This is a genomic window from Sphingopyxis sp. NFH-91 (assembly GCF_021401285.1).
Taxonomy (GTDB): Bacteria; Pseudomonadota; Alphaproteobacteria; order Sphingomonadales; family Sphingomonadaceae; genus Sphingopyxis; species Sphingopyxis terrae_A.
In genome coordinates, this window is the sequence record NZ_JACBGA010000004.1 from 151,684 (window position 1) to 175,156 (window position 23,473).

Sequence of the window (23,473 nt, forward strand, 5' to 3'; positions counted from 1 at the left end):
GCTACCGTGAATCGCGAATGAAGTTCGGCAGTTTTCTGCCATTTTCCAAAACGGCATCAGCGGATGCTGGCGCACCCCAGCGCTGCCGCGTCGATCGCCGTCGCGGCGCCGCGCAGGCGATAGGTGTCGGCAATCGCGCCGCCGGTCGTCGACCGGCTCTCGACGCTCATGCTCGGCGCCGCGCGCATCGCGGCGATGATCGCGGCGTCCATGCGGGCATCGCTGGCCCAGCCGTGGACGCCATTGCCGGTCAGCACGAAGCGGCGGCTGCCGACCGTCAGCCGCAATTCGCTCTGCGGTGCGCGCGGCTTCGACAGGCGGATGTAGAATTGACCGCGGATGCGCGCCTTGGGCCAATATCCGATACTGGCATAGGCTTTTTCCTGCGCCCGCCCGATCGTCGCGGCGGGGCTGGCGATCGCGTAGCAGCGGGGGGTCGCCGGATCTCGGAAGGCGCCCCAGCCATCGAAGATGCCGAGCGCGGTCGGCGCCGCCCAGGCGAGCGCGGGCAGGCCGATGCACAGCAATAGAAGGAATAGCGCCCGCCGCATCGCGCTTCCGTTGCGCGAAAGCCGCCGGAATGCAAGCATGGCTTGCGCGGCGCGGTGCGCGCGTTAAGGAAGGAAGACATTTCCAGGGGCAGGGAATCGGGGCGTCGCTGCGTCCGCGGCGCCGGCTCCATCAGGGACTTCTCCCGCAGAACACAGGATGGCGGATAAGAATGAAAGCGACGATTGAACGCGCAGTGCTTCTGAAGAGCCTCGGCCACGTCCAGTCGGTGGTCGAACGGCGCAACACGATTCCGATCCTGTCGAACGTCCTGATCGAAGCCGATGCGAGCGGCCAGCTCAAGCTGATGGCGACCGACCTTGATCTGCAGGTCGTCGAAACTATCGCGGCAAAGGTCGAAACGCCGGGTACCACGACCGTCTCGGCGCACACCCTGTTCGAAATCGCGCGCAAGCTGCCCGAAGGCGCTGAAGTCAGCCTCGCCGCCGCCGAAGGCAAGATGCAGGTCAAGGCCGGCCGCTCGAACTTCAATCTGCCGACGCTGCCGCGCGACGACTTCCCGGTGATTGCCGAGGGCGATTTGCCGACCAGCTTCGAACTGCCGGTCGCCGAACTCATCCAGATCATCGACAAGACGCGCTTCGCCATCTCGACCGAAGAAACGCGCTATTATCTCAACGGCATCTTCCTGCACGTCGCCGAAGATTCGACGGGTCCGGTGCTCAAGGCCGCGGCGACCGACGGCCACCGTCTCGCGCGCTATACGGTGACGCGTCCCGAGGGCGCCGCGGGGATGCCCGACGTTATCGTGCCGCGTAAGTGCGTCGGCGAAATCCGCAAGCTGCTCGACGAGGCCGAAGGCAATGTCGAAATCAGCCTCTCGGCGTCGAAGATCCGCTTCCAGCTCGGCAACGCCGTGCTGACCTCGAAGCTGATCGACGGCACCTTCCCCGACTATAGCCGCGTTATCCCGACCGCGAACGACAAGCTCCTGAAAGTCGATCCCAAGAGCCTGTTCCAAGGCGTCGATCGCGTCTCGACCATCGCCAGCGAAAAGACGCGCGCGGTCAAGGTCGGGCTCGACAAGGATCGCATCACGCTCAGCGTTACCAGCCCCGAAAACGGTACCGCGGCCGAAGAACTTCCCGCCGGCTACGACGCCGACGCGATGGAGATCGGCTTCAACGCCCGCTATCTCAGCGATATCCTGGGACAGGTCGACGGCGACACCGTCGAACTCCATCTCGCCGACGCGAACGCGCCGACGCTGATCCGCGAAAGCGAAAAAAGCCCGGCGCTCTACGTGCTGATGCCGATGCGGGTGTAGGTCGGCGTCCGCTTGATCTGGCGGATCAGCCCGCCTTCGCGACCCGCCAGATAATCCCGCCGGTATCGTCGGCGACCAGCGCGCTGCCGTCCTTGGCGACCTTGACATCGGCCGGGCGGCCGCGGGTCGTCTTGCCGTCCTTGGCGACAAACTGGTCGAGCAGGGTGACGGGCAGGGCGTCGAGCGGCTTGCCATTGTCGCCGAACTTGACGAACACGACGTCATATCCCGACACCGGATCGCGGTTCCACGACCCGTGCAGCGCGATCAGCGCGCCGTTTGCCCAGCGGTCGCCAAGGTCCAGACCGTTGGTGAAGGTCATGCCCAGCGGCGCGACATGGGCGCCCAGCGCATATTGCGGCCGCTTGACATATTGCCGCCGGTCCTCGGCTTCGGGGGCAACCCGCGGATCGGTGAAACCGCCCCAATAATACCAGGGCCAGCCGAAGAAATCGCCCTCGTCGACGTCGGTGAGATAGTCGGGAACGAGATCCGACCCCAGCATGTCGCGTTCGTTGACCACGGTCCACAGCGTGTTGCTGCCCGGATAGAAGGCCAAGCCCACGGGATTGCGGATACCGGCGGCATAGGTGCGCATATATTTATTCTCGGGCCGCACCTCCAGAATACGGGCGCGGCGGACCTCGTTGCCCATGCCCTTTTCGCCGATGTTCGAATCGGCGCCGACGCCGATGTAGAGCCACCCGTTGGGCGCCGCGACCAGGCTCTTCGTCCAGTGGCGGTTGGTGCCCTGGGCGGGCAGATCGACGATCTTGGTCGGCTTGCCGGCCATCGCCGTTGCGCCCTCGACGAACGGAAAGGCGAGCAGCGCGTCGGTGTCGGCGACGTAGAGCGTCTTTCCGACCAGCGCCATGCCGTAAGGCGAGTTCAGTCCGGTGATATAGGCGGTCTTCACTTCCGCCTTGCCGTCGCCATTGGCGTCGCGGAGCAGGGTGATGCGATTGGCCGACGGGCCGCCGGCGCCGGCCTTGCCCATCAGTGACTTCATCACCTTGCCTTCGATGCCGCTGTCCTTTCGCGGGGGGCTCTGCGCCTCGGCGACCAGTACATCGCCATTGGGCAGCACGAGCATCGAACGCGGATGGTCAAGCCCTTCGGCAAAGCGCGCGACGGTCAATCCCTCCGCGGCCCGAGGCGCTTCGCCGGCCGGCCAGCCCGTGGCTTCGAGCACCTTCATCGTCGGAAATTGTTCGGGGCGCTGCGATGCCATCACCGGCACCCGGCCGCTGAGTTCGGCAGTCGAAAAGCGCGCAATGTCGGGACGTGACGCGACGTAAAAGGCGATCCCGCCCGCAACGATCAACACGACAAGGGCGATGGCGACATATTTCAGGATCTTGCGCATGCCCCCTGCTTACACGCGCAGTGCCGCGCGGCAAAGAGGCGAAAGGCGAAGGCTATGGTTAAGCGCCAAGCCGCTTGCATTAACCTTACCCGATTGTTCATCACGGTTGGGAACGGCGCGGTCAGGCGTGCGCGCTAGGGGGGTGTTTCGAGGCAACGGACGGGGACTCCATGCAGCTTCCAGCACCATTTCTTGCCGACCGCGGTGCGGTCGACGACGCGTATGCGCTGATGACCGAGCATGGCGAGGAAGCCGGCTTCGCTGCGGCCGCGCGCGCCGAACAATATCGGGTGCTCGGCAATCATGTCCATTTCGCGCGCTGGCGGCAGATCGAGCGGCTGATCACCTATCTGTCGATCGATGCCGCGCTCGATACGGTGCACTGACGCCTAAAGCCGCAGCCCCGCCGTTTCGGGCAGGCCCGCCATGATGTTGAGGTTCTGCACGCAAGCGCCGCTCGCGCCCTTGCCCAGATTGTCGAGCCGCGTGACGAGCCGCGCCTGGCTGCCGTCGGCATTGGCGAAGACGAACAATGCGATGCGATCGTCGCCCTGGTCCGATGCGCGCAGCAGCATTTCGCCGTCCGCGGGGGCGTCGCCCATCACGACGATCGGGCTTGCCGCATAATAGTCGGCGAGCGCCGCGCGGAGTTCATCGACCGGCGCGGCGCCGGACATCGCGCCAAGCGGCAAAGGCACCTCGACCACCATGCCGCGATGCGCCGGCACGACAGCGGGGGAGAATAGCGGGGCGACCGTCAGCCCGCAGCGCGCCTGCATTTCGGGTACATGCTTGTGTCCCAGCGACAGCGCATAGCCGCGCCAGGCAATGTCGGGGTCGGCCTTGAAGCGCTCGATGAGGCTTTTGCCGCCGCCCGAATAGCCGCTGACGGCGTTGCAGCTATAGGGCCAGTCGGCGGGGAGGAGGCCATCGCGGACCAAGGGGGCGAGGAGCGCGATGAAGCCGGTCGAATAGCAGCCGGGGTTGCTCACGCGCATCGCTTCGGCCACCGCACCATGGCCGACGACCTCCGGAAAGCCATAGACCCAGCCGGGCGTGACGCGGTGCGCGGTCGACGCGTCGATGACGCGCGTGCGGCCATTGTCGATCATCGCCACCGCTTCGCGCGCCGCATCGTCGGGCAGGCAGAGGATGACGAAATCGGCGGCGTTCAGAGCTTCGCGCCGCGCGCCCGCATCCTTGCGCCGCGCCTCGTCGAGCTGGAGTAGTGAAAATTCCTGGCGCCCGGCCAGCCGGTCGGCGATTTCAAGCCCGGTGGTGCCGGCGGCACCATCGATAAACACGCTCGTCATGGCTCAACGCGGCCGCTTGCAGCCGGTGACGGCTGGTTCTTGCCCCTTGGCGGCCGACCGCGCCACGACATCGGCGAGCGGCTCGGCCTGGACCGCCATCCAGCGGCGGCTCGAGTGGATGATCGTGTCGGCGTCGGCCATGATCCCGACATGACCGGGAAAGAAGACGAGGTCGCCGCGCCGCAAATCGCCCTGCGCTACATCCTTGTCGGCGCCGAGCGCAGAGAGTTGCAGGTCACTGTCGCGCGGAAGCTGCACCCCCGCCGCCGCCCAGGCGAGCTGGACGAGACCCGAGCAATCGATGCCCCGCTTTGTGCGACCGCCGAACAGATAGGGCGCCCCGATCATCGCTTCGGCGACCGCCGCGGCATCGGCAACCTGGCTGTCTGCATCGACCAGCGCGCCGAGCGGGAGGTAGCCGTGCGCGGTAGCGAGCCACTCGCCGGCAATTTCGCCCATCACGAGCGCGCCCATCGGCAGCACCGCTGAACCGCCGCTCGCGGCATCGGGGGCGGAGTGGAAGATTGCCTCGGTCGCGGCGACGCGGTGCGTCGGCGCAATCGGCGCGCCGAGCGCATCGGCGGCGAGATAGCCGACATAATGATCGGCCAGACTATAACCCCAGGCCCAGCCCCCGGTCAGGTCGAGCAGCGCGAAACCCTCGCCATAGAGCAATTCGCTCGTCTGTTCGGCATCGGGCGACGGCGTGCCGCGCAGTACGGCGGCGGGCAGGATGCTGCTCATCATCATCGGCGCCGCATAATGCGGTGCGAAATACTTGCCGGCGACCGCGATGTCGGCAAGGTCGGGACGGATCGCGACGATGCGCGGATCATAGCTTTGCGAGGTGCCTGCGAGCCCGAAGCGGTCGCGGCCCGCGCCCGCAACGCCGGGGCGCCCCATCCGCACGCGATTGGTCGCTAGATTGTCACCACTGTCAGCGTTCACTGGCTATCCTGTTTTCCGGTCGATCCGCCCACCGCGGACAATCGCGCGCCATTAGCGCAGCGCGCGGCGCTTTATCAAGGATGTTCAACCTTTGGCGCGCCGGTCATAGCGCGCCTGCAACATCGCCCAGGCTGCGCGCAGCCCCAGCGCCGCGCCACCCTTCGGCCGCCCGGGCTTTGCAGAAGGTCGCCACGCGAAGGTGTCGAAATGCGCCCAGGCGGCGCCGTCGGGCACGAAGCGCTTGAGAAACAAGGCCGCCGTGATCGAACCGGCAAACGACGAGGAACCGGCATTGCCAAGATCGGCGATATCGGTTTCGAGCAGATCGGCGTAGCCGTCCCACAGCGGCATGCGCCAGACGGGATCGTCGCGATCGATACCGCCGGCAAGCAGATCGTCGGCGAGTGCATCGTCATTGGCATAGAGCGCGGGCAGGTCGGGGCCGAGTGCGACCCGCGCCGCGCCGGTCAGCGTCGCGAAATCGACAAGCAGTTCGGGCGCTTCCTCACCCGCCTTGGTCAGCGCGTCGCCGAGCACCAGGCGGCCCTCCGCATCGGTGTTGCCGATTTCGATCGTCAGCCCCTTGCGGCTCTTCAGCACATCGCCGGGCCGGAAGGCATCGCCCGAGATGGCGTTTTCGGCCGCGGCGACCAGACAGTGGAGGCGCACCGGCAGGCCACTTTCCATAATGAGCTGCGCCAGGGCGAGCACATGCGCAGCGCCGCCCATATCCTTTTTCATCAACCGCATGCCCGATGCAGGTTTGATGTCGAGCCCGCCGCTGTCGAAGCTGATCCCCTTGCCGACCAGCGCAACGCGCGGGTGATCCGCCTTGCCCCAATGAATTTCGATCAGCCGCGGCGCATGATGCTTTGCCGCGGCGCGCCCGACGGCATGAATCATCGGATATCCCTGTTCGAGCGCTTCGCCCTTGGTTACGGTCAGCTTGCCGCCATGCGCCTTGGCGATCCGTTCGGCCACCTTTTCAAGCTCGGCGGGCCCCATGTCGGCACCAGGCGTGTTGACCAGATCACGGACGAGCGCGGTCGCGCGCATTTCGGCCACCATCGGCGCGATTGCGCCGACATCGGCGGTCAAAAGCACGCGCGGGCCGCTGCCTGCCTCTTCCTTGCTGCGATAGGCATCGAAGCGATACTGACCGCTCATCCAGCCGAACAGCGCCTTGCCGGGCTGGCGTCCGTCGAGCCGGTAGCGCCCCTCGGGCAAGAGGGGCGCCAGCTTGGCGAGGCACCAGGCCGACAGATTGTCGACATTGGCGACCGCAGTGACGACCGACCAGCTTTCGGCGTCGTCGCCCGGCAGGATAGCATGGGCGTAACCATCGGGCGTGTAACGGACGGCGGCGAGCGCGGCGCGTTCGCGCGCGCTGCGGCTCTTCAGCCAGTCGTCATAGCTCTTCTTGTCGACAAGGTGGATCGTGCGCGCATCCTGCCCCTTGTCGGGCTGGATCAGGTCGGAATAATCGGTCATGCAAATTCTGCTAGGCTTCCCCGGAAACTTTGTCGATTCCCCGCGTTGGAGCTGTCATGACAAGCAAAAGCCTTCCGATCGTCCTGATCACCGCCACCCTGTGTTCCGCCTGCTCGAAGGAGCCCGAACCGACCCCGGCCGAAAAGGTCGCGGCGGCGTCGGTTCCGGGCGCGCCGCCGGGCGCCGCCGACGATGTGGCGGCGAAGGCTGCGACCGCCTCGGACGTCAAGGAAAGCAGCGACCTCATCGAATTCGCTTATAGCTATCCGCGCGAAGCCGCCGCGATTCCGGACCTTGCGAAATGGCTCGACAACGATCGCGCCAAGAAGCGCGAGGCGCTGATCGACGATGCGACGCGCGACCGCGACGCGGCGAAGAAGGAGGGCTTTCCCTATCACGCGCACAGCCATTTGCAGGCGTGGGAGCGGGTCACGAACACGCCGCGCTTCCTGAGCCTGTCGAGCGATATTTCGACCTATACCGGCGGCGCGCACGGCATGACGAGTTTCGACACGCTGATCTGGGACCGCAACCGCGCGATCCGACTGAAGCCGCTCGACCTGTTTACCAGCGGCGAAGCGTTCGACGCGGCGATCCGCAAGCCTTTCTGCGATGCGATCGTGCGCGCCAAGGCCGCGCGCGGCATTGCGCCTTCAGACGATCCCGACGGCATCTTCGAAAAATGTCCCGCCGCTTCGACTCAGACGGTGTGGCTCGGATCGTCGGACGGCAAATATCTCGACCGGCTGACGATCGGCATCGCGCCCTATGAGATCGGCCCCTATGCCGAGGGCAATTACAAGATCAACGTCCCCGTGACCGGCGCGCTGGTGAAGGTGGTGAAGCCCGAGTATCAGCGCGATTTTCTGCCGCTGAACTGAAACCGCCGGTCACGCGTTTGTCGGACGAGGGGGCAGGCAGGAGACATGTCATGCCAGCCAAGTCCAAGGCCCAGCAAAAGGCCGCCGGCGCCGCGCTGAGCGCGAAGCGCGGCGATACGCCGAAATCGGAGCTTCGGGGTGCGTCGAAGGAGATGTACGATTCGATGAGCGAAAGGGAACTCGAAGACTTTGCGTCGGGATCGACCAAAGGGAAGCCGGATCACGTCGATTAGAAGGCGCTCAAGGGGGTTCTGGAAGCGGCCGACGGCGGCTTTGGGGTCAGGAGGCGGACGCTGCCACTTCCTCAAGGTGGCGCTGTATGGTCCTTCTTTCGTCATCCCGGACTTGATCCTGGATCCATTCACGCAGCGTCGAAACAATGGATCCCGGATCAAGTCCGGGATGACGATGAAGAAGGTGACTGCAACCGGTCGCCACCAATCCTTTGATATGGCGAAAACCGAACCCGCCGATTACTCCGCGGCTTCGAGGGCCGGGGCCGATGCCTCCTTCGATACCGACGCCGCCTTGCCGAACTTGAGCACGCCGTCATCGACCGGGCCGGTGCGCATGTCGATGCGGTCCTGGACATAATTCTGGCTGAGCCGCCACGGCAGCTTGTCGGCATTTTTGGGCATGATGTGGAGCGCGCGCTGGATATAGCCTGACGAGAAGTCGAAGATATTCTCTTCGGTCAGGCTCGTCGGATCGGCGAGCAGCGGCGTCGCGACCGTCGTGCCGGTATCGCGCATATGGTTGAGGACGCGGCAGACATATTCGGACACGATGTCGGCGCGCAGCGTCCAGCTGGCGTTGAGATAGCCGAAGACGACCGAGAAATTCGGCACGTTCGAGAACATGCACGCCTTGTAATAGAAATGCTCGTTCCACGCGACCGGCTCGCCATCGACGCGGACGGGGATTTTGCCCGCGACCGCGAGCTTGAGGCCGGTGGCGGTAATGATGACGTCGGCGTCGAGATGCTGACCCGATTTGAGAAGGATGCCGGTCTTGTCGAAGCGTTCGATATGATCGGTGACGACGGAGGCCTTGCCCGCCTTCATCGCTTCGAAAAAGTCGGCATCGGGGACGAGGCAGAGCCGCTGGTCCCACGGATTATAGGGCGGGGTGAAGGCGACCGGATCGTAACGGTCGCCGAGCGCCTGCTTCAGCTTCTTGGTCAGGAAGTCCGCAACCTTTTCCGGCTTTTCGCGCGCGCGGCGGAAAACGATGTCCTGCAGGCGGATATTCTTGAAGCGCGTCAGCCGGTAGGCGGTCTTTTCGGGCAGGATCTTGCGCAGGAAATTGGCGAATCCGTCCTTTGCCGGACGGATGGCATACCAAGTCGGCGTGCGTTGCAGCATCGTCACATGCGCGGCCTTGTCCGCCATTGACGGGACGATCGTCACCGCGGTGGCGCCCGATCCGATGACGACGACCTTCTTGCCCGAATAGTCGAAATCCTTCGGCCAGAATTGCGGGTGGATGATTTGCCCCGCAAAATCCTCGCGCCCCGTGAAATTGGCGTCGAACGGCTCGTCATAATCATAATAGCCCGAGCCGAGGTAGAGCCAGCGCGCGGTCGTCGTGCTGACCGCGCCCTTGTCGTCCTCCATCGTCACCGTCCAGCGCGCGGCGGCGCTGTCCCAGTCGGCGCCGACAACCTTGTTGTTGAAGCGGATATGCTCGCGGATGCCGCGCTCGTCGACGATGCGGTTGAGATATTCGAGGATCGAAGGGCCGTCGGCGATCGACTTTTCGTGCCGCCACGGTTCGAAGACGAAACCCAGCGTGTGCATGTCGCTGTCCGACCGGATGCCGGGGTAGCGGAACAGATCCCAGGTGCCGCCCAGATTGGCCCGCCGTTCGACCAGCGCGAAGCTGCGGCCGGGACTGTGCATCTGGAGATGCGCGGCCATGCCGATGCCCGAAAGGCCGGCGCCGACGATCAGAACGTCCTGATCCACGGGGCTGTCCATGCCTGCCATCATTTCGTCTCCCATTTGTCTTTAAGGTCGCAGCTTACGCACAGCGTTGCATTTTGCAATCGAATTGACGTTTACGGAAAGGGCATCGCGGCCAATGCGCCATTGCCGCTGTCACAATATTGTCATAGGGGCGTCACCGAATGGCAATGAAACACCGCGGCTCCGGCGGTAGTTTAGGATTTCGGCCGGTTTATGCGTCAAATTGCGGTGCTTCCTTATCGATTCGCGGGCGTGGGCAAGGATGGCCCCACCGAGATCATGCTCATCACATCGCGCGGCACGGGCCGCTGGGTGATCCCGAAAGGCAATCCGCTGACCGGGATGGACCGCCACGCTTCGGCGGCGGTCGAGGCCGAAGAAGAGGCGGGGGTGATCGGCGCGGTCTGCCCGACCTCGATCGGCAGCTATGAATATCGCAAGCGCCGCGCGAACGGCGCCGCGATCATGTACAATGTCGAAGTGTTTCCGCTCGCCGTGACGCGGGAGCTTTCCGAATGGAAGGAAATGGACGAGCGCGAGCGGCGCTGGTTCACTTTCGACGAGGCCGCGGGGGCGGTCGACGAACCCGATCTTCAGGCCCTTATCCGGTCGTTCGGCGACAGCGGCTTTCGCGTCGCGGCGCAGCGATCGGGGGTCATGTTCAACGTTGCGGAAAAGACAGGGGTCAATTGCATGTTTGCCTGGTTCCAGCGCCTGCTCCCGAGGCAGGGCAATTTCTTCGACCTGTTCGAAGCGCATGCGGCGACGCTCGCCGCGGGATCGGAAGCGCTGGCGCGGCTGCTCCAGGGCGGCGAGGGCATGGCCGACCATATCCAGGAGATCGTCGAGCGCGAGCATGACGCCGACGCGATCACGCGCGAGGTGCTGCAGACCGTTCGCCGTACCTTCCTGACCCCCTTCGATCGCAGCGCGATCACCGACCTCATCGCCTCGATGGACGACGCGATCGACGAGATGCAGAAGACCGCAGGCGCGATCGACCTTTACGACGTCAAGGAGTTCGACCCCGAAATGCGCGACATCGCGGCGATCATCGTCGATGCCGCGCGGCTGACGGTCGAGGCGCTGCCGCTGCTGCGCAATGTCGCCGCGAACGGCACCCGCCTGCACGAACTCACCGAGCGGCTTGTCCGCATGGAGGGGCATGCCGACGAGATCCACGCGGCGGGGCTGAAGCGATTGTTCAAGGAACATGGTGCGTCGAACACGATCCACTTCATGATCGCGCGCGAACTCTACAGCCACCTCGAGCGCGTCGTCGACCGGTTCGAGGATGTCGCGAACGAAATCGACGGTCTGGTCATCGACCACGCGTAAGCGGGGCGGGCGCTCATGCACGAACTGGCATTTCCTCTTCTCGTCGGGCTGGTCCTCCTCGCGCTGGCGTTCGACTTTCTGAACGGCCTGCACGACGCCGCAAACAGCATTGCGACCGTTGTCGCGACGCGGCTGCTGAAGCCCGTGCAGGCGGTGATGTTCGCCGCCTTCTTCAACTTCGCGGCCTATTTCCTGAGCCTCGCTTTTCCGCAATTGCACAAGGTGGCAGAAACGATCGGCGCGGGGCTGATCGACAAGGATCTGGTCACGCCCGCGGTGGTGTTCGGCGCCTTGGTCGGCGCGATGTTCTGGAATGTCGTCACTTGGCTGAAGGGCATCCCGTCCTCGTCGAGCCATGCGCTCGTCGGCGGCATCGTCGGCGCGGGCATCGCTCATTCGGGATTCGAGGGCATCCAGTGGTCGGGGCTCAACAAGACGGTCATCGCGATCTTCTTGTCGCCGCTCCTCGGCATGCTGCTCTCGATGCTCGTGATGCTGCTCAGCAGCTGGGCGTTCCGGCGTTCGACCGCGAAATTCGCCGAGGTCACGTTCCGCCGCCTGCATCTCGTTTCGTCGGCCGCCTATTCGCTCAGCCACGGGCTCAACGATGCGCAGAAGACGATGGGCGTCATCACAGTGCTGCTTTATTCGACCGGCTATCTGACCGGCGATTTCCATGTGCCGCACTGGGTGGCAATCAGCTGCTATATCGCGATCGGTCTCGGTACCTTGTCGGGCGGGTGGAAGATTATCGAGACGATGGGCGGCCGCATCACCAAATTGTCGCAGCATCAGGGCTTTGCCGCCTCGACCGGCGGGTCGATCATGGTGTTCACCGCCAGCCTGCTCGGCATCCCGGTGTCGACGACCCATACGATCACCGGCAGCATCATCGGCGCCGGTGTCGCGCGCCGCGCCAGTGCAGTGCGCTGGGGCGTGGCGAGCAACGTCGTCGTCGCCTGGTTCATCACCATCCCGGCGAGTGCGATCGTTGCAGCACTCTTCTATTCGCTTACGCGCCTGTTCTGATCATTTTGCCGGGCGATAGTCGATGCTCGCCGCCCCGACCATGCGGACGGGGAGGTAGAGGCCGTTGCCATACGCCTTGATCTCGCCGGTTTCGAAATTGTCGATGCGGGTCCGGATGACGAAGTCGCCTTCGCGCCGCTGGTCGATCGCGCGGCGGATCTTGGCTTCGAGTTCGGTGAGATCGCGGGTGAAATTCTGGGTCAGCGCGTCGGCGATCATCGGCGCGAAATCGGGTTGCTGTGCCAACAGCACGAAGATGTCGCCCTTGATCCCGTTGGTGTCGCCCTTGACGTGCAGATCGGTGAAGCGAACCTCGGCCGATCCGGGCTTGTTCACCGGACGCGCGGTCAGCCAGACGCGGCCGCGGGTGGGCGCTTGCTTCGCGCCGACCGGTAGCACGTCCATGTCGATGCCTACCGCGATCTTGTGGTCGGGAGCGCCATAGACGGCGAGCTTGCCAAAGCGGGCATCGACGGGGCCGACGGCGGGCAGGTCGAACGGCCGCAGCGATCGTTTGGCGAGCGACCGCGCGATCACGGGTTCGAGCTGCGCATAATCGGCGATCACCGGCACGCGCACGTCGAAATGGGGCTTGGGCATTTCGCGCACCAGCTGCGGCAGCGGCGTCGGCGCCGGATTCTGCGGCCGGTTCGACACGAAGCTTTCGGTCACCGCCTCGACCCCGAGATTGAGGTCGAGCCGCAGGCCGTTGACGCGGAACCCGCCGAAGAGGATCCGCTGCGGCGTGACCCGCATCCACACCGGGGGATTTTCGCGGTTGAGCTCGATTGTCGTAAACGCCTGGCGCCAGATGTCGGCCGCCTGGGCGCGGATGTTGATGCGGCCGATCTCGCGATTCACTTCGCGCTCGACGTCGCGGATCACCGGACGGAGCTTTTCGTCGGCTTCGTTGGTGAAGGTGATACGCTGGCCCAGAAAGTCGATGCCCGGCGGATTGGTCCAGCCATAGCTGATCCGCGCCTTGCCCTGCATCCGCCAGTCGCTGGTCAGATCGACGCGGACGCGCGCATGCACCATCGCCGATCCGGTCGCGGTTTCGCCCTTCAGCACACCGCCGACATCGCGCGCGCTGATCCGCGCATTCAGGGGCACATCGACGACGATCTCGTTTCCTTCGCCCCGCATACGCAGCGCGCCGCGCGTGACCCGCCCGACGATGGTGCAGGGGATCGCCGGCGTCACCTTTACCTTCTTGCCGAACAGCTTCACGCGCTGCGGTTCGACGCAGGCCTTTTCGCGCCGGTTGATCGTCCACAGCGTCTTTGGAATCGCGCGTTCGAGTTCGCGTTTCAGTGGTGCGATGTCGGCATTGACCGGAACCGCTATCAGCGACGTCTGCGACGGGCTGGGCGCCGTGTCGGTGGCGTGCGGCGGCGCTTCGTCGCCGCCCTTCGCAGGGTCGCAGCCGGCGAGCGTAGCCGCCAGACATGATGCAACAATCAGCCCCTTGATCGCGTGCATGGCCCCATTCCCGATCGTTATCTGTCAGATAACATCGATCGGCGAAAGCCGTTCCAACAATTTGTGCGCATCAGGAAGAGGGTGATCAGCCTGCGATGACCCCGAACAGGTCGTGCTCGTCGGCATCTTCGACCACCACATCGACGATGTCGCCGGCTTTCAGCGTCGCGGCGACGTCGCGCAGATAGACATGCCCGTCGATTTCGGGGGCGTCGGCCTGGCTGCGGCCGGTGGCGCCGATGCTGCCTTCTTCGTCGGCTTCGCCCACTTCGTCGATGATGACGGCAAGCGTGCGGCCGACCTTGGCTTCAAGCTTTGCGGCGCTGATCGCTGCGGTCTTCGACATGATCCGCTGATAGCGTTCTTCCTTGACCTCTTCGGGGACCGGACCGGGCAGGGCGTTAGCCTGCGCGCCCGCGACGGGTTCGAAGCGGAAGGCGCCGACGCGGTCGAGCTGGGCCTCGTCGAGCCAGTCGAGGAGATACTGGAAATCCTCTTCGGTTTCGCCGGGGAAGCCGACGACGAAGCTCGAACGGATCGCGATGTCGGGTGCGATCGCGCGCCATGCCTTCAGCCGTTCGAGCACCTTGGCTTCGTTCGCCGGGCGCTTCATCGCCTTCAGAATCTTCGGGCTCGCGTGCTGGAAGGGGATGTCCAGATAAGGCGTCAACAGCCCCTCGGCCATCAGCGGGATCACCGCATCGACTTGCGGATAGGGATAAACATAGTGGAGCCGTACCCACGGCGCGCGACCTTCGCCGGTCTTTAACTGACCGAGCTCGCGCGTGAGGTCGGTCATGTGCGCACGCACCTCATGGCCTTTCCATTCGCGCGGCTGGTGCCGGATGTCGACGCCATAGGCCGAGGTGTCCTGGCTGATCACCAGCAACTCCTTCGTCCCCGCCGCGACGAGCTTTTCGGCCTCGCGCAGCACCGCGTCGATGCGGCGGCTGACGAGCTTACCGCGCAGATCGGGGATGATGCAGAAGGCGCAACTGTGGTTGCAGCCTTCGCTGATCTTCAAATAGCTGTAGTGGCGCGGGGTGAGCTTCAGCCCGCCTTCGGGGATCAAATCAACGAATGGCCCCTGCGTCGGGGGCGCCGCCTCGTGGACCGCATCGACAACCTGTTCATATTGATGCGCACCGGTGACCGCGAGGACGTTGGGGAAACGCGCGCGAATGACCTCCGCCTCGTCGCCCATGCAGCCGGTGACGATGACGCGGCCATTCTCCGCCATCGCTTCGCCGATCGCCTCCAGGCTTTCCTCCTTCGCGCTGTCGAGGAAGCCGCAGGTGTTGACGAGCACGACGTCGGCGCCGGCGTAATCGGGCGACAGGCCATAGCCGTCGGCGCGCAATTTGGTCAGAATCCGTTCGCTGTCGACGAGTGCCTTCGGACAGCCGAGCGAAACCATGCCAACTTTCGGCTGGGCGGGGAGGGTCTTGATTGTCATGATTGGCCGCGCGCATAGGCGATTTTTGCGCCCTTGTCACGCGCCGGCTGCTTGGGCTTAAAGCCTAATCGGCTTCGCACGCCTCGCACGGGATGACTTCGACCAATATGTCGCCGCTCTGCAGGGATTTTGCGCCCGCTTCCCAGAAACCGATCGGCTGACCGCCGCGATAGATGCGCAGGCCGCGGCCGCCGCTGGCAAGTTCGTCGATGCTCTTGCCGATTTCTTCGGGGTGCACCGGACGTTCGTTGAGCTGCACCTTGCCCGATACCGAGGCCAGGTCGGCCATATAGTCGGCGATGTGCGCACCCTGCGCCGATCCGGCGAGCAGCAGTCCAGTGAAGCTGACCGGGTTAATGACGTCGTTCGCGCCGGCCTGACGCGCGAGCAATTCATTGTCCTGGGTCCGGATGACGACGCTGATCGGTACCTGCGGTGCAAGATGGCGGACGGTCAGGACAATCAGGATCGAGGTGTCGTCGCGTCCCGCCGATACCAGCACCGAGCGGGCCTGGGCGATCCGCACATCAAGCAAGGTTTCGTCGCTCGACGCGTCACCCTCCAGCACGTTGCAACCCATCGCTTCGGCGGCATTGATGCGCTGGTGCGACGGATCGATGACGACAATGCAAGCGGGATCGGTGCCGCGCGCGATCAGTTCGTGAACCGCCTCGCCGCCGCTGACGCCGAAGCCCAGAACGACGATGTGATCGGTGAGTTTTGCCTGGATGCGAGCCATGCGCCATTTTTCCCATGTGCGTTTGATGACGAAACTATAGGCCGTGCCGACGAAGATGAAGAGCACGGCGATGCGGATCGGGGTCACGATCAGCGCCTCGATCAGGCGCGAGCGGTCCGATACCGGCGCAATATCGCCGAACCCGGTGGTCGTGACAGAAATCATCGTGAAATAGACGACGTCGAGGAAGCTGATGTGGCCGTCGTGGCTGTCCTTCAGTCCGGCGCGATCGATCCAGTGCACGAGGACGACGAAGGCGATCAGCAAGAAGGCGAGGCCGAGCCGCGCGGTGACATCCGCCCAGACGGGCCATTTGCTCGCGCGGCGCAGCGGTTGAAACCGGTGCTGGAGCTTCAGTCGGTCGGACGGACGACGGCTCATCGCGGCGGCAACTGCTTCATCGGATCGACGGGTATCCGATTCTTGCGGAGCTGGAAATGGAGTTGCGGCGATTGCACCTGCCCGGTGGCGCCGGCGAGGCCGATCACCTCGCCCGCCTTGACCGCCTGTCCGCGCTGGACGTCGATCTTGGCCGCATGGCCATAAGCGCTCATCCAGCCGCCGCCATGATCGATGAGGATCAGGCCGCCATAGACCGCAATCTGATCGCCGGCATAGGCGACGACCCCGGCCGCCGCGGCATGGATCGGCGTCCCGCGCGCGGCGGCGATGTTGATCCCGTCATTGACCTTGCCGGGTGCAAGCGGACCGAAACGTGCGATCAGCTTGCCCTGCAGCGGCCATTGGAAACGGCCCGAAAGGGCGGCGGGCGGCGCGATGGCGGTGGTGACGGGCGCGCGCGGCGCGGCGCTGGCGGCGGCGGGGCGCGTTCTGGCGGCGAGCGCGGGCTGGCTGCCGGTCATGATATCGTCGATGTCGAGACGGAAGGCGGCGGCGCGCGCGGCGACATCGACCTGCTCAGGGGTCAGCGGCCGGGCCGAAGCAGGCAGGCGCAAGCGCTGACCGACGCGCAGGATATAGGGCTCGGCAAGCGCGTTGATCGTCACCACCTCGCCCCAATCGACGCCATAGGCATGGGCGATGCCGATGCCGGTCTCGCCCGCGGCGACGCGGTGGTAGCGACCCGCCGGAATCCGCAATTGTTGCCCCGGGTGCAGCGTATAGGGCGGCGCAAGGTCATTCTCCATCGCGATGCCCTCGGACCCCGCGCCGGTCATCGCGCCGATCGCGCGCAGCGTGTCGCCGGGACGCACAACATAGGTCGAGGCGGCAATATCGCGGGCGTTGGCCGCGACGCGCTGAAGCGCCCAGGTCGGGCGCGCGTCGCCGCCGACAACCTCGCCAAGTGAACCGCGCTCGAAGTCGGAAGCGCGGGCCTGCTGCGTCGGTGCAGCCGCACGCGGAGCCGGAGCGGTGGTGGCCGGAATACAGGCCGACAAGGCGAGGGCGCCGGTCAACGCGCCGATATAATGATGAATTTTCCCCACCGCGGTCCTCTGGCAGAGCCGCGCCGGGAAATCTACTATGGTTAATCCGACGCCAATCGCACGGCATAGGCGCCGCGCAGCGCGGCGAGCGAGGCGTCGTGGGTGAGGTCGAGTTGCAGCGGCGTCACTGCGATATAGCCGTCGTCGATCGCCTCGAGGTCGGTGTCGTGGCCGGGCGAATGTTCGATCCCGTGCAGCCCGAACCAGTAATAGCGATACCCGCGCGGGTCGGTGCCCTCGACGATCGAGCCGCGGCTGTAATCGTGGAAGCCCTGCCGCACGACGCGGATGCCCTTCACCGCTTCGGCGGGGATGGCGGGGAAATTGACGTTGATCAGCGTTCGCGGCGTCATCGCCATGGCGACGAGCGGGCGCAGCACCTTGGCGCCCCATGCCTCGGCCGCCTCGAACGGCACGGCGTCACCCATGCCTTCGCGCGCATAGACCTGGCTCAGCGCGATGGCGGGGATGCCGGCCAGCGCACCCTCGATCGCCGCCGAAACGGTGCCCGAATAGGTGATGTCGTCGCCAAGGTTCGCGCCGCGATTGACGCCCGAGAGGATCAGGTCGGGCTTTTCAGGCATCAGCTTGCCCATCGCGATCATCACCGAATCGGTCGGGGTGCCGGTGCACGACCAGCGCCGTTCGCCATGCTCGCGCACGCGCACCGGGCGCGAGAGGGTGAGCGAGTGGCCGGCGCCCGACTGCTCCTCTGCCGGGGCGCAGACCCAGATGTCGTCGGAAAGCTGGCGCGCGATCGCTTCGAGCACGGCCATGCCGGGGGCGTGATAACCGTCGTCGTTGGTCAGAAGGATGCGCATGGCTTTTCCAGACTTTATGTCATTGCGAGGAGCGCAGCGACGAAGCAATCTCCAGCGGAATATTTGCGCTTGGTCGAAGGCTGGAGATTGCTTCGCTGCGCTCGCAATGGCGGATCAGGGCACCAGCCGCGTGATCCCGCCCATATAGGGCAAGAGTGCGGGCGGAACATCGACGCTGCCGTCTGCCTGCTGATAATTTTCCAGGATGGCGACAAGCGTGCGGCCCACAGCAAGCCCCGAACCATTGAGCGTATGGACGAATTCATTCGCCTTGGCGTCGTCGCGGCGGAAGCGGGCGTTCATCCGGCGCGCCTGGAAATCGCCGCAGTTCGAGCAGCTCGAAATCTCGCGATAGGCGCCCTGGCCCGGCAGCCAGACTTCGAGGTCATAGGTCTTGCGCGCCGCAAAGCCCATGTCGCCCGCACATAGCAGCATCTTGCGATAGGGCAGGCCGAGCGCTTCGAGCACCGCTTCGGCGCAGCGGGTCTTACGTTCGAGTTCGGCGTCCGCATCCTCGGGCCGGACGATCGAGACAAGCTCGACCTTCCAGAATTGGTGCTGGCGGATATATCCGCGCGTGTCGCGCCCCGCCGATCCAGCCTCCGACCGGAAGCAGGGCGTGAGCGCGGTCATGCGGACGGGAAGGTCGGCCTCGGGCAGGATCTCTTCGCGCACCGCATTGGTCAGGCTCATCTCTGAGGTCGAGATCAGCCAGCGACCATCGGTCGTCTGGAACAGGTCCTCGCGGAACTTGGGCAGCTGCGTGGTGCCGAACGCCGCCTCGTCGCGCACCATCAGCGGGGTTGCGCATTCGACATAGCCCGGCTCACCCGTTTGCATGTCGAGCATGAACTGGCCGAGCGCGCGTTCGAGCCGCGCCATCTGCCCTTTCAGAAAGGCGAAGCGCGCGCCCGACATCTTGGCCGCGGTCTCAAAATCCAGCCCCAACGCGGGACCGAAATCGGCATGTTCGCGCGGCTGGAAATCGAAGCTGCGCGGGGTTCCCCAGCGCGCGATTTCGACATTACCCTCTTCGTCGAGGCCATCAGGCACGTCGTCGGCCGGCAGGTTGGGCAGCGCCGCCAATATGTCCTGCAGTGCGGCGAGCCGGTCGCGTTCGGCCTGTTCCTCTGCCGGGAGCTTTTCCTTTAGCGCGGCGACCTCGCTCTTGAGCGATTCGGCACGATCCTTGTCGCCCTGCGCCATCGCCTGACCGATCAGTTTCGAGGCCTCGTTGCGGCGCGCAAGCGAGGCCTGGATCGCGGTCTGGAGCGCGCGCAATTCGGCGTCGGCGGCGAGGATGGTCGCCGACATGGGTTCGAAGCCGCGGCGCGCGAGGCCGGCGTCGAAAGCTTGCGGGTTTTCCCGGATCAGGCGGATATCGTGCATCGCCGCGCTATGGCGTTGCTGCCTTCGCGGCGCAACCCTGCGCGGATATCATCAGGACGCAAAAAAAGGGGGCCACCCCTAAGAGTGGCCCCCAGAAGGTGGTCTGGGTCTCCCCCCCCATGACCTCCAGTGGATCCGTTAGGCCGCGTCAGCTTCGTCGCCGTTGCGATTCGCGGCGCGGCGGCGCGCAACGAGCGCGGCTGCTGCTGCACCGAACAATAGCATCATCGGAGGCGCAGGAACAGGGGTTGGATCACCGGATGATCCGCTGCTCGTGCTGCCGCCGGAACTGGACGAGGAGGATGAGCTCGACGAGCTGCTGCTCGACGAGGATGACGACGACGAGCTGCTGCTCGATCCGCCGAAACTGCTGCTGCCACCGGTCGCGCCCGACGAGGTCGCGCCGCTCGACGAACTGCTGCTCGATGAAGAGGAACTGCTGCTCGACGACGAGCTTGAGGAACTGCTGCTGCCCGAACCGCCCGAGCTGCCCGAGCTTCCGCCGTGCGACGAAGACCCGCCGTGCGACGAGCTTCCGCCTTTCGACGAGCTGCCCCAGCCAGAGCTGCCATGCGAGGAGCCGCCTTTCGACGAACTGCCCCAACCAGAGCTGCCGTGTGAGCTGCCACCGCCCGACGACGACGAGCTCGACGACGAGGAAGAAGAGGAGGACGAGGAACTCGACGACGAGCTGCTGCTCGACGAAGAGGAGCTGACATTGCCCGATGAGGTTGAAACGCCGCCGGTCGAGGTGCTCACGCCGCCCGTGGAGGTCGATACGCCGCCCGTCGAGGTGCTGACGCCACCGGTCGAGGTCGAAACGCCGCCGGTGGAGGTGCTGACGCCGCCCGTCGACGTGGTCGAGCTGATGCCGCCCGTGGAGGTTGAAACGCCGCCGGTCGAGGTCGAGGTGCTCACCCCGCCCGTCGAGGTCGAAACGCCGCCCGAGGTGCTGCTGGTAGTCGAGCTGAGGCCGCCGGTGGTGGTCGAGGTGACGACCACGCTGCCGCTGCTGCCACCCGAGCTGCCGCCGAAGAAACCGCCGAAGAAGCCGCCGCCGAAGCCGCCGCCAAAGCCGCCGCCGATAACGGTCACGCCGCCGCCGCTGCTGCCGCCGCCAAAGCCTTCGCCGCGCGGCGGGAAGGGGGCATAGGGGATGGGGGGCAGGGGGATCGTCTGGGTGACGACCTGCTGCTGCGGGGTCACGGTACGGATCACGCGCTTGGTCGTGACGACGCGGCGGACGCGCTTGACGGGCTTTCTCGCCACGTGGCGCTTGCGCACGACCTTCTTGCAACAGGAGCCCGATTTCTGGACCTGCGCAGCCGCAGCCGGTACGTCGGCGATCTGCATCGCGCCGCTACCGATGATCGCGCCGCCGCAGGTGCAGGCACAAAGCTTGGCGAGGGCCATTCGGACAGACATAGGTTACTCTCTCTTTCCCGTTGCAGGTGCGCCCCATGTCATTGACCGACACCCGTGCGCGCCTTCGCTAGCGCCAAAAGGCCAAAGCTTTGTGAACGCGGCAATTGCGTTAACCGCGTTTGATTGTCCGACAGCGGGAATTGATATGCGAAATCAACCGAAATGCGCGTAACTGTCCCAAAACAATACGTGTTTCACGCCAAATGGCCTCAACCGGTTAATTTGCAGCGGCATGCGGCGGTCGAGAGAGCTGGGGCGCGGCTTGTCGTGAGTGCGGCCTCCGCCGGGCCGGTTCAGCACCGCTTCAGCCGCGCGCGGGCAAGCGGTCCGCTTCGCGCTTGTATCGCATCGGAGGGCTGTTTATAGGCCCGGCGCAATCCTTGGTTCGCCAAGCTCGGCGAGCCAGGCGATCAGGAAAGGACTTGGACGCTCCTCATGCCGACCAATGTTGCCGAAGTAGGCGCCGACGCTCTCCGCGAAGCCAAGTCCAATCTCGATTCGGATTATGTTCCCAGCGACGACGAGCCGTTCATGAACGAGCGGCAGCAGGAATATTTCCGTAACCTGCTGCTCGCCTGGAAGAAGTCGATCCTCACCGAATCCGAATCGACGCTGGCCCATTTGCAGGACGGTCCGCTGCGCGAACCCGATCTTGCCGACCGTGCATCGAGCGAGACCGACTGGGCGATCGAGCTGCGGACGCGCGACCGTCAGCGCAAGCTGATCGCGAAGATCGATTCGGCGCTGCGCCGCATCGACGAAGGCGAATATGGCTATTGCGCCGTGACCGGCGAGCCGATTTCGCTCGCCCGCCTGCAAGCGCGTCCTATCGCGACGATGACGCTGGAGGCGCAGGAACGCCACGAACGCAACGAGCGGATCTCGCGCGAAGACTGATCCCAATCGGGACAGAAGCGCCGCTGTTTACGATTCGGTAAAGTACCGGGCCCTAGGGTCGCTCCGAACGCAATTCGGGGAACGGGTCGCCATGGAATCGCGCATACCATCAACGCTGGACGAAGAGGTCGCTTCGCTGTCGCGCAGCGCCGACCGCGACAGCCTGTTCATGCAGGCCAATCTTTTTTTTCCGGGTCAGTCCAGGCCCGTGACGGTGCGTGTGCGCAACCTGTCGGCGGGTGGCATGCTGGCCGAGGCCGTCGTGCCGGGACTCGCGCAAGGCGCAACGGCCGAGATCGAACTGCGCAATATCGGCTTTGTGCCGGGGCATGTCGTCTGGGTAGGCGAAGGCAAGTTCGGGGTGGCGTTTGAGCGACCGATCGATCCGCATGCAGTGCGGCGGCAGGTGGTTCAGAAGATGGACGTTCCGGCCTATATTTCGGCGCTTGACAAGAAGGCTTCGCTCTACCGCCGACGCTGATGCGTTTCGCGTCGAAAGGCATCAGCGGGCGATAGCGCTCTGCTCGCCTCAGGTTTCGGCGAGCAGCTCTTCCTTGATCTTGAGTTTCTGCTTCTTCATTTGCGCCAGCAAGGCCATGTCCGGTGCGGGGCGGCGCTCTTCATTCGCAATTTTCGCGTCGAGGTCCGCGTGGCGGGACTTCAGGGCGGAAAGGTGCGAGCTGCTCATAGGCCATTCTCCTTTTCGACTCGGTTGGCAGCTCCGAGTAAAACATGATTCGCCCCGCTTGTCCCGCCCGGATGGTCGCGTTTCGGCCAGATGGTCCCCGTTGCGGACGGGCCGTGATCGTGGCAGGGAAGCGGCGTGAACCCGGAAGAAATCGCCCAGCGCCTGGAACTGCTTCGGCTCGAGCATCGCGATCTCGACGCCGCGATCATCGCACTGGCCGACGCGACGGTTCCCGATCAGCTCCAGCTTGCCCGGATGAAGAAACGCAAGCTCAAGCTGCGCGACGAGATCAGCTGGTGCGAGGATCAGTTGCTGCCCGACATAATCGCCTGATTCAAAACGGGACGCTCCCTAAATTCATGGTTAGCGTCCTTGCGGCGCCGCTGCGTGGCGTGGCATTCGATGCCGATGTTCAGGGGACCGATCCGGAACGGCATGGCGACGCAGCCGGTGCAGCGCGCGCAGGTCGAAAATCTCTATGTCGAGGCGATGCTGCTCGCCGACGAGGCGCATGCCGCCTTCCGCGCGCATCGCGATTTCGAGGCGGTGGCGCGCGATCCGATCCTGCAGGTCGGGCTGGCGTGCGAATCGCTGAAGACGACAACGCGGCTGATGCACATCATCGCCTGGCTGCTCCACCGCCGCGCCATGTTCGCGGGCGACCCCGGCGCCGGTCCCGATGACAGCGCAGCGCACATCGGCGCGCCAGTTCCTGCCGACCATGCGCTGTGCGCGCATTTTGACGATAATCTCCAGAGGATCGTCGCGGCGAGCGAGCGCCTGTTCGACCGTATCGCGCGGATCGAGGCGGGATGGACCGCCGACGAAGCGGCGCGGCCGGTGCAGGCGCTGCTGGCCCAACTCGAAGCAAGGCTTTGATCGAACTGGTCCCGACCAAGCATTGACGCGGCGTTAACCAATGTGCGCCAAGGTTCGCCCGGAGTCAGAAGTGGGTGCG

At 65.0% G+C, this 23,473-nt stretch carries 24 protein-coding genes; 11 read left to right on the top strand and 13 right to left on the bottom strand.

Going from position 1 to position 23,473, the window contains the following annotated elements; all coding sequences use genetic code 11:
* Positions 1–56: 56 nt before the first annotated feature.
* The gene (locus L0963_RS10975; RefSeq protein ID WP_062903151.1) at positions 57–551 is read right to left on the bottom strand and encodes a hypothetical protein; all 495 of its coding nucleotides are present in this window, start codon (positions 549–551) and stop codon (positions 57–59) included.
* A gap of 170 nt (positions 552–721) precedes the next feature.
* Between L0963_RS10975 and dnaN the strand changes: the two genes are divergently transcribed.
* On the top strand, positions 722–1,837 hold the full coding sequence (dnaN, locus tag L0963_RS10980; protein WP_058813473.1) for a DNA polymerase III subunit beta: 1,116 nt from the start codon (positions 722–724) through the stop codon (positions 1,835–1,837).
* Between the two features lie 25 nt (positions 1,838–1,862).
* Here dnaN and L0963_RS10985 read toward each other — a convergent pair whose 3' ends face one another.
* The gene (locus L0963_RS10985; RefSeq protein ID WP_062902058.1) at positions 1,863–3,203 is read right to left on the bottom strand and encodes a PQQ-dependent sugar dehydrogenase; all 1,341 of its coding nucleotides are present in this window, start codon (positions 3,201–3,203) and stop codon (positions 1,863–1,865) included.
* Between the two features lie 170 nt (positions 3,204–3,373).
* Here L0963_RS10985 and L0963_RS10990 point away from each other — a divergent pair, with 170 nt between their 5' ends.
* The gene (locus L0963_RS10990) at positions 3,374–3,589 is read left to right on the top strand and encodes a hypothetical protein (protein WP_003047427.1); all 216 of its coding nucleotides are present in this window, start codon (positions 3,374–3,376) and stop codon (positions 3,587–3,589) included.
* A 3-nt stretch (positions 3,590–3,592) separates the two neighbouring features.
* Here L0963_RS10990 and argC read toward each other — a convergent pair whose 3' ends face one another.
* The 3 genes from argC to L0963_RS11005 all read right to left on the bottom strand — a co-directional run bounded on the left by argC (position 3,593) and on the right by L0963_RS11005 (position 6,955).
* Positions 3,593–4,516 (bottom strand): N-acetyl-gamma-glutamyl-phosphate reductase, encoded by a 924-nt coding sequence (gene argC, locus L0963_RS10995; RefSeq protein ID WP_234179486.1) that lies wholly within the window; start codon positions 4,514–4,516, stop codon positions 3,593–3,595.
* A 3-nt stretch (positions 4,517–4,519) separates the two neighbouring features.
* A complete protein-coding gene (locus L0963_RS11000; protein WP_234179488.1) occupies positions 4,520–5,464 on the bottom strand; it encodes a C40 family peptidase in 945 nt (314 codons plus the stop codon).
* Between the two features lie 84 nt (positions 5,465–5,548).
* Entirely contained in the window at positions 5,549–6,955 is a 1,407-nt protein-coding gene (locus L0963_RS11005) for a leucyl aminopeptidase family protein (RefSeq protein ID WP_062902061.1), read from the bottom strand.
* 56 nt (positions 6,956–7,011) lie between these two features.
* Between L0963_RS11005 and L0963_RS11010 the strand changes: the two genes are divergently transcribed.
* Together L0963_RS11010 and L0963_RS11015 are read left to right on the top strand one after the other, a co-directional pair.
* Positions 7,012–7,836, top strand: a complete 825-nt coding sequence (locus L0963_RS11010; protein WP_234179490.1) for a DUF3298 and DUF4163 domain-containing protein — start codon at positions 7,012–7,014, stop codon at positions 7,834–7,836.
* A gap of 50 nt (positions 7,837–7,886) precedes the next feature.
* Entirely contained in the window at positions 7,887–8,069 is a 183-nt protein-coding gene (locus L0963_RS11015; protein ID WP_234179493.1) for a DUF3008 family protein, read from the top strand.
* A gap of 240 nt (positions 8,070–8,309) precedes the next feature.
* On the opposite strand, the gene L0963_RS11020 is transcribed toward L0963_RS11015, so the two are convergent.
* Positions 8,310–9,815: a flavin-containing monooxygenase gene (locus L0963_RS11020; RefSeq protein ID WP_082819918.1), complete on the bottom strand. Its 1,506-nt coding sequence runs from the start codon at positions 9,813–9,815 to the stop codon at positions 8,310–8,312.
* 201 nt (positions 9,816–10,016) lie between these two features.
* On the opposite strand from L0963_RS11020, the gene L0963_RS11025 reads away from it, so the two are divergent.
* Together L0963_RS11025 and L0963_RS11030 are read left to right on the top strand one after the other, a co-directional pair.
* Positions 10,017–11,141 (top strand): DUF47 family protein, encoded by a 1,125-nt coding sequence (locus tag L0963_RS11025; protein ID WP_234179496.1) that lies wholly within the window; start codon positions 10,017–10,019, stop codon positions 11,139–11,141.
* Positions 11,142–11,156: 15 nt separating this feature from the next.
* Positions 11,157–12,170 (top strand): inorganic phosphate transporter, encoded by a 1,014-nt coding sequence (locus L0963_RS11030; RefSeq protein ID WP_062902064.1) that lies wholly within the window; start codon positions 11,157–11,159, stop codon positions 12,168–12,170.
* Here L0963_RS11030 and L0963_RS11035 read toward each other — a convergent pair whose 3' ends face one another.
* The 6 genes from L0963_RS11035 to serS all read right to left on the bottom strand — a co-directional run bounded on the left by L0963_RS11035 (position 12,171) and on the right by serS (position 19,505).
* Entirely contained in the window at positions 12,171–13,652 is a 1,482-nt protein-coding gene (locus L0963_RS11035) for a DUF4403 family protein (RefSeq protein WP_234179498.1), read from the bottom strand.
* Between the two features lie 85 nt (positions 13,653–13,737).
* Positions 13,738–15,108, bottom strand: coding sequence for a 30S ribosomal protein S12 methylthiotransferase RimO (rimO, locus tag L0963_RS11040; RefSeq protein ID WP_234179501.1), 1,371 nt, complete (start codon positions 15,106–15,108; stop codon positions 13,738–13,740).
* Between the two features lie 64 nt (positions 15,109–15,172).
* Entirely contained in the window at positions 15,173–16,228 is a 1,056-nt protein-coding gene (locus L0963_RS11045; RefSeq protein WP_062902067.1) for a potassium channel family protein, read from the bottom strand.
* Positions 16,225–17,295, bottom strand: coding sequence for a peptidoglycan DD-metalloendopeptidase family protein (locus L0963_RS11050; protein WP_234179503.1), 1,071 nt, complete (start codon positions 17,293–17,295; stop codon positions 16,225–16,227). The genes L0963_RS11045 and L0963_RS11050 overlap by 4 nt, the downstream gene beginning before the upstream one ends.
* 41 nt (positions 17,296–17,336) lie before the next feature.
* Complete coding sequence (surE, locus tag L0963_RS11055; protein ID WP_062902069.1) at positions 17,337–18,116, bottom strand: 5'/3'-nucleotidase SurE; 780 nt, start codon at positions 18,114–18,116, stop codon at positions 17,337–17,339.
* Between the two features lie 114 nt (positions 18,117–18,230).
* Complete coding sequence (gene serS / locus L0963_RS11060; protein WP_234179506.1) at positions 18,231–19,505, bottom strand: serine--tRNA ligase; 1,275 nt, start codon at positions 19,503–19,505, stop codon at positions 18,231–18,233.
* 274 nt (positions 19,506–19,779) lie between these two features.
* Between serS and L0963_RS11065 the strand changes: the two genes are divergently transcribed.
* The 3 genes from L0963_RS11065 to L0963_RS11075 all read left to right on the top strand — a co-directional run bounded on the left by L0963_RS11065 (position 19,780) and on the right by L0963_RS11075 (position 22,308).
* Positions 19,780–20,658, top strand: coding sequence for a hypothetical protein (locus L0963_RS11065; RefSeq protein WP_234179508.1), 879 nt, complete (start codon positions 19,780–19,782; stop codon positions 20,656–20,658).
* 707 nt (positions 20,659–21,365) lie between these two features.
* A complete protein-coding gene (gene dksA / locus L0963_RS11070; protein WP_003047377.1) occupies positions 21,366–21,827 on the top strand; it encodes an RNA polymerase-binding protein DksA in 462 nt (153 codons plus the stop codon).
* 91 nt (positions 21,828–21,918) lie between these two features.
* Positions 21,919–22,308, top strand: coding sequence for a PilZ domain-containing protein (locus L0963_RS11075; RefSeq protein ID WP_234179510.1), 390 nt, complete (start codon positions 21,919–21,921; stop codon positions 22,306–22,308).
* Between the two features lie 48 nt (positions 22,309–22,356).
* Here the strand turns inward: L0963_RS11075 and L0963_RS11080 are convergent, their stop codons facing one another.
* Positions 22,357–22,515: a YdcH family protein gene (locus L0963_RS11080; protein WP_003047371.1), complete on the bottom strand. Its 159-nt coding sequence runs from the start codon at positions 22,513–22,515 to the stop codon at positions 22,357–22,359.
* A gap of 135 nt (positions 22,516–22,650) precedes the next feature.
* On the opposite strand from L0963_RS11080, the gene L0963_RS11085 reads away from it, so the two are divergent.
* Both L0963_RS11085 and L0963_RS11090 read left to right on the top strand, forming a co-directional pair.
* On the top strand, positions 22,651–22,848 hold the full coding sequence (locus L0963_RS11085) for a YdcH family protein (protein ID WP_234179514.1): 198 nt from the start codon (positions 22,651–22,653) through the stop codon (positions 22,846–22,848).
* A gap of 75 nt (positions 22,849–22,923) precedes the next feature.
* Positions 22,924–23,394, top strand: coding sequence for a DUF1465 family protein (locus tag L0963_RS11090; protein WP_234179516.1), 471 nt, complete (start codon positions 22,924–22,926; stop codon positions 23,392–23,394).
* Positions 23,395–23,473: the final 79 nt, after the last annotated feature.

What these genes read in the sequence shown, in the direction of transcription:
- L0963_RS10975 (WP_062903151.1), bottom strand. Translation starts at nt 551, where the DNA reads ATGCGGCGGGCGCTATTCCTTCTATTGCTGTGCATCGGCCTGCCCGCG.
- dnaN (WP_058813473.1), top strand. Translation starts at nt 722, where the DNA reads ATGAAAGCGACGATTGAACGCGCAGTGCTTCTGAAGAGCCTCGGCCAC.
- L0963_RS10985 (WP_062902058.1), bottom strand. Translation starts at nt 3,203, where the DNA reads ATGCGCAAGATCCTGAAATATGTCGCCATCGCCCTTGTCGTGTTGATC.
- L0963_RS10990 (WP_003047427.1), top strand. Translation starts at nt 3,374, where the DNA reads ATGCAGCTTCCAGCACCATTTCTTGCCGACCGCGGTGCGGTCGACGAC.
- argC (WP_234179486.1), bottom strand. Translation starts at nt 4,516, where the DNA reads ATGACGAGCGTGTTTATCGATGGTGCCGCCGGCACCACCGGGCTTGAA.
- L0963_RS11005 (WP_062902061.1), bottom strand. Translation starts at nt 6,955, where the DNA reads ATGACCGATTATTCCGACCTGATCCAGCCCGACAAGGGGCAGGATGCG.
- L0963_RS11010 (WP_234179490.1), top strand. Translation starts at nt 7,012, where the DNA reads ATGACAAGCAAAAGCCTTCCGATCGTCCTGATCACCGCCACCCTGTGT.
- L0963_RS11015 (WP_234179493.1), top strand. Translation starts at nt 7,887, where the DNA reads ATGCCAGCCAAGTCCAAGGCCCAGCAAAAGGCCGCCGGCGCCGCGCTG.
- L0963_RS11020 (WP_082819918.1), bottom strand. Translation starts at nt 9,815, where the DNA reads ATGGACAGCCCCGTGGATCAGGACGTTCTGATCGTCGGCGCCGGCCTT.
- L0963_RS11025 (WP_234179496.1), top strand. Translation starts at nt 10,017, where the DNA reads ATGCGTCAAATTGCGGTGCTTCCTTATCGATTCGCGGGCGTGGGCAAG.
- L0963_RS11030 (WP_062902064.1), top strand. Translation starts at nt 11,157, where the DNA reads ATGCACGAACTGGCATTTCCTCTTCTCGTCGGGCTGGTCCTCCTCGCG.
- L0963_RS11035 (WP_234179498.1), bottom strand. Translation starts at nt 13,652, where the DNA reads ATGCACGCGATCAAGGGGCTGATTGTTGCATCATGTCTGGCGGCTACG.
- rimO (WP_234179501.1), bottom strand. Translation starts at nt 15,108, where the DNA reads ATGACAATCAAGACCCTCCCCGCCCAGCCGAAAGTTGGCATGGTTTCG.
- L0963_RS11045 (WP_062902067.1), bottom strand. Translation starts at nt 16,228, where the DNA reads ATGAGCCGTCGTCCGTCCGACCGACTGAAGCTCCAGCACCGGTTTCAA.
- surE (WP_062902069.1), bottom strand. Translation starts at nt 18,116, where the DNA reads ATGCGCATCCTTCTGACCAACGACGACGGTTATCACGCCCCCGGCATG.
- serS (WP_234179506.1), bottom strand. Translation starts at nt 19,505, where the DNA reads ATGCACGATATCCGCCTGATCCGGGAAAACCCGCAAGCTTTCGACGCC.
- dksA (WP_003047377.1), top strand. Translation starts at nt 21,366, where the DNA reads ATGCCGACCAATGTTGCCGAAGTAGGCGCCGACGCTCTCCGCGAAGCC.
- L0963_RS11075 (WP_234179510.1), top strand. Translation starts at nt 21,919, where the DNA reads ATGGAATCGCGCATACCATCAACGCTGGACGAAGAGGTCGCTTCGCTG.
- L0963_RS11080 (WP_003047371.1), bottom strand. Translation starts at nt 22,515, where the DNA reads ATGAGCAGCTCGCACCTTTCCGCCCTGAAGTCCCGCCACGCGGACCTC.
- L0963_RS11090 (WP_234179516.1), top strand. Translation starts at nt 22,924, where the DNA reads ATGTTCAGGGGACCGATCCGGAACGGCATGGCGACGCAGCCGGTGCAG.